The organism is Cellulomonas sp. IC4_254, assembly GCF_011603975.1.
Lineage (GTDB): Bacteria > Actinomycetota > Actinomycetes > Actinomycetales > Cellulomonadaceae > Cellulomonas.
This window is the reverse complement of record NZ_JAANNB010000238.1, coordinates 1-4,999: the sequence shown is the minus strand read 5'-3', so window position 1 is coordinate 4,999 and position 4,999 is coordinate 1. Positions and strand designations below refer to the sequence as shown.

Annotated in this window: 1 protein-coding gene; it reads left to right on the top strand. The window is 79.8% G+C overall.

Features of this window, described 5'->3' with window-relative positions:
* Positions 1 to 4,685, top strand: a 4,685-nt coding sequence (locus G6556_RS16950; RefSeq protein WP_166944031.1) for a hypothetical protein, incomplete at its 5' end; no start/stop codon positions are given.
* Positions 4,686 to 4,999 lie beyond the last annotated feature (314 nt).

Here is a 4,999-nt window from a genome sequence, read left to right as displayed (position 1 = left end):
CCGGCCCCGTGCTGGTCGAGCCGCCCTCCGCCGCCGAGCTCGTCGAGGGCGCCACCGGCACCTGGCGCGCCGCGCTCGTCGAGGCCGCCGGCGGCTCCACGCTGGCGGACGTCGAGCTGCTCGGCGACGCCGCCCTCGACCTGTCCGCCGCGCACCCGTCCGGCATCGCCCAGCTGTTCGCCGGGCGCGAGACCCGGCTGTCGAACCTGGTCCGGGAGGGCGCCGCGCTCGGCACGGCCCGGCGCCGCGCCCGCGCCGTCGCCGCCCGCGCCGGGACGTACGCGCAGCAGTACGGCATCGCGCCGACCTACCTGGCCATCGGCGTCGCCTCCTGGACCGAGCACTCGACCCCCGACGTGGCGACCGACGACGTCGCGGCCATCGCCACCGCGACCCGCGAGTCGGCGGCGCGCACCGGCGGCGACGGCGCGGGCGGCGAGTCCGACGCCCCCGCGCCCACGGCCCGCAAGGTGCGCGCGCCCGTGCTGCTCCGCCCCGTCTCGCTGCGCGCCCGCGGCACCGCCGAGAGCGACTACGAGCTGACGCTGGAGCCGTCCCTCGAGGTCAACCCGGTGCTGGCCCGCGCGCTGCGCTCGCGCGGCGCCCTGCTCGACCCCGGTGCGGTCGCCCGGAGCGCGTTCACCGGCTCCGGCTTCGACCCGCGGGACGCGATCACCCGCCTCACCTCGCTCGGCACGGCGGTCCTCGACGACTTCCAGCTGGTCGACCGGATCGTCGTCGGGACGTTCGTGCACCCGGGTCAGGTGCTCGTCGACGACCTCGACCGGCTCGCGTCCGCCCTGGAGCGGCACGAGGTGGTCGCCGCGCTCGCCGGCGTCCCCGAGGCGGTCGCCGGGCTCGACGTCACCCTGCCCGAGCCGGCCCGCGGCGACCGGGACCCGGCGCTGGAGCGCGGCGTCGGCGACCTGGACCCGGCGCAGCAGCACGTCCTCGACGTGGTCGCCGGCGGCGCGCACGTGTTCGTCGACGCCCCCGCCGACAGCGACGTCACCGGCACGCTCGCCGCGCTGGTCGCGGACGCCGCCGCCGAGGGCCGCACCGTCCTGTACGTCCCCGGCCACCGGCGCGCCGCCGTCGCGCTGCGCGAGCGGCTGGAGCAGCTCGGGGTGGGCGAGGTGCTGCTCGACGTGGCGCCGGACGCCGCCTGGCGGGCCGCCTCCTCCCGCCGGCTCATGGGCGCGATGACCCTCGACGTCGACCCCGGCGACCCCGTCGCCACGGCGGAGCTGCGCCGTGCGCTGGTCGAGCGCCGCGAGCGGCTGCGCGGCTACGTCGACGGCCTGCACCGGGTCCGCGAGCCGTGGGGCGCGTCCGCCTACGACGCGTTCCAGGCGCTGGCCCGGCTCACCGCCGAGCGCCCCGCGCCCCGCACCACCGTCCGGCTCTCCGCCGAGGTCGCGCGCACGCTCGACGCCGACCGCCGCGCGGCCGTCGGCACGGAGCTGCGCGAGGCCGCCGAGGCCGGGGCGTTCACGCTCCGCCCGGTCGACACCCCCTGGTACGGGGCCGCCCTGCTCACCGACGCGGAGGCCGCCGACGCCCTGCGCCGCGCCGAGCGCCTGGCGGGCGACGAGGGCCTGGCCGCCGTCGAGCGCCGGATCGCGGAGGTCGCCGAGGTCACCGGGTTCACCCCCGCGACGACCCTGGCGACCTGGGCCGAGCAGCTCGAGGTGCTCGCCGGCGTGCGCGGCGCGCTCGACGTGTTCCAGCCGATCGTGTTCGAGCGCAGCCCGGCCGACATGGTCGCGGCCACCGCGTCGAAGGCCTGGCGCGCCGAGCACGGCACGCCGATGGGCTACTGGCTGCGCCGCCGGCTCAAGAAGCAGGCCAAGGACCTCGTGCGCCCGGGCCGCCCGGTCGCCGACCTGCACGCCGCCCTGCTCGACGTGCAGCGGCAGCGCGCCATCTGGGCCGAGCACTGCCCGGCCGGCGGCTGGCCGCGGCTGCCGGAGGGGCTGGGCGAGATCGAGGCCGAGCACCGCGAGGTGCGCGCGGACGTCGAGGCGCTGGGGGTCGTGCTCGCCGGGACCCCCGAGGGCGCCGACCTGCTCGGCCGCCCGATCGGCGAGGTCCTGGACCGGGTGCGCCGGCTGGTCGCCGCGCGGGACACGCTCGCGCAGCTGCCCGAGCGCACCCGGCTGCTGCGGTCGCTGCGCGCCGCGGGGCTGGACGACCTGCTGGACGACCTGGCGGCGCGCCGGGTGCCGGCCGCGCTCGTCCCCGCCGAGCTGGAGCTCGCCTGGTGGAGCACCGTCTTCGAGCAGCTGCTCGCCGCCGACCCGGCGCTCGCCGGCTACGACGGCCGCACCCTCGGCCGGCTGGCCGCGGAGTACCGGCAGCTCGACGTCGCGCACACGGCCGCGCTCGCCGGCCCCGTCCGCGCCCGCGCCGCCGCGCACGTCCGCAACACCATGGCGGCGCACACCGAGCAGACCGAGGCGCTGTTCGCCGAGCTCGTCGAGGAGCGGCTGACCGGCCTGCGCGAGACGTTCGAGCGCTACCCCGACGTCGCCCGCCGGCTGCGACCGGTGCTCGCCGCCGCGCCGATGCTCGTCCCGCAGGTGCTGCCCGCCGCCCGGACCGTCGACCTCGTGGTCCTCGACGCGGCCGCGCACCTGCCCGTCGAGGTCGCGCTGCCCGCGATCGCCCGCGGCCGCCAGGTGGTCGTCGTCGGCGACCGGCGCTGCGCGTCCGGCACCGCCGTCCGCGAGCTCGCCGACGTGCTGCCGACCGTCCCCCTGCGCGCCGACGCGTCCCGCCGCGACCCGTACCTCACCGCGTTCCTCGCCGCGCACGGCTACGGCGACGTGCTGTCCCCGACCCCGCTGCCCACCAGCGCGGCCGCGGTCGGGCACCACCTCGTCGACGGCACCGGGATGCCGGACGGCTCCGGCGCCGTGCAGAGCACCCGCGCCGACGTCGACCGGGTCGTCGAGCTCGTCATCGAGCACGCGCTGACCCACGGCCAGGAGTCCCTGGCCGTCGTCACCGCCTCGCGCGTGCACACCGCGCAGATCCGGGAGGCCGTGCTCGCGCAGGTCCGGGACTCGCCGTCGCTCGCCGCCTGCCTCGACGGCGCGCGGCCCGAGCCGTTCGTCGTCACCGACCTCACCAACGTCGCCGGCCTGCGCCGGGACGCGCTGATCCTGTCGCTCGGCTTCGGGCGCACCCCGCACGGGCGGGTGCTGCACCGGTTCGGCCCCATCAGCGGGCCGGGCGGCGACGCGCTGCTGCTCGCGGCGCTCGGCGTCACGCGGCACCGGCTCGACGTGGTGTCCTGCTTCGCGGTCGCCGACGTGGACCCGGAGCGGCTGCGCGGGCCCGGGCCCCGGCTGCTCGCCGACCTGCTGCGGTTCGCCGAGCGACGGGCCGCGGGGGAGACCGACCTGGCGATCGCGGCCGCGCCGGTGGCGGACGAGCCGGAGGCCGGCGGGCCCGCCGAGGCCGGGGTCCTGCCGGGCGCGGAGGCGCCGGGCGGGGACGCGCCGGCCGTGGCCGAGGAGGTCGAGGCCCCCGCCGTGGCGGAGGAGGTGAAGGCGCCGGCCGTGGCCGAGGAGGTCAAGGCCTCCGCCCCCGAGCGCACCCCCGACCGCCTCGTCGTCGACCTGGCCGAGCGCCTGTGGCGGCACGGGCTCGTCGTCGAGCTGGACCACGGCCTGCCCGGCGGGCTGCACCTCCCGCTCGCCGTCGGCCACCCCGACCTGCCCGGCGAGCTGCTCGTCGCCGTGCTCACCGACGACGACGCCTACCTGCACGAGCCCAGCGTCCGGGTCCGCGACCGCCAGGTCGCCGAGCGGCTCGAGCGGCTCGGCTGGAGCGTGCTGCGCGTCTGGTCGGCCGCCGCGTTCCTCGACCCCGAGGCCGAGGTCGACCGCATCCGCCGCGCCCTGCACGCCGTCGCCGACCGCCGGATCGCGGAGTCCGAGGCCGACCGGGCGCGCGCCCGGCTCCTCGTGCCCGCGCCCCTGCTCGACGACGACGGCACCGGTCCCGCGCCCACGCTCACCGGCTTCGCGGTCGTCCCGGGGGCGGACCTGCCCGCCGGCGGCGGCGCCCGCCCGGGGGAGCGGCGCGTGCTCGACGCGACCGGCGCGATCACGGTGGTGCCGGACGTCGCGGCCGAGGACGGCCCGGCGACGGGCGAGGCCCCGGGCGACCGGGCGGTGCCGGCGGTCTGGACGCCGCCGGCGGCCCCCGGCGCGTCGCGGGACGACGCGGGTGCGCCGGCTGGTGCCCCGCGGGACGGCGGGGGTGCGCCGGTTGGTGCCGGCACGTCGGGTACCGAGGGGTCGCGGTCCGGGTCCGCCCGGGCCGGTGCCGCCGCCGACTCGTCCGCAGACCGGCCGTCGACCGCGGCTCCCGCGACGGCCGCGCAGATCCCGGGCGTCATGGAGGCGGCCGCGCCGATGACCGGCGCCGTCCGCGCCGTGCAGCCGACGCTGCCCGTCCCCGGCGGTCCCCGCCCCGACGTGCGGCCGGGCCTCCCGGTCAGCGCCTACTCCGACGACCAGCTCGACGACCTCGTCGCGTGGCTCGTGTCCGACGGCACCGACCGCACCCCCGACGAGCTCGCCGCGGCCCTGCGCGCCGAGCTCGGCATCACCCGCCGCGGCGCCCGGGTCGACTCGGTCGTCTCGGCCGCGGTCGCCCGCGCCACCCGCTGACCCCCGGCCAGCGGCCCGGACCGGCGTACCGGGCGCACCGGCCGTACCGGCCGTGTGGGCGCGCCGTCTGGGCGCGCCGGGTGGACCGGCCGTCTGAGCACGCCGGGTGCGCCGGCCGAGTCGGCGCGCCGGGTGCACCGGCCGTCTGAGCACGCCGGGTGCGTCGGCCGAGTCGGCGCGCCGGGTGCACCGGCCGTCTGAGCACGCCGGGTGCGTCGGCCGAGTCGGCGTGCCGGGTGGACCGGCCGTGTGCGCGCGCCGGGTGGACCGGCCGTGTGCGCGCGCCGGGTGGACCGGCCGAGTGGGCGTGCCGG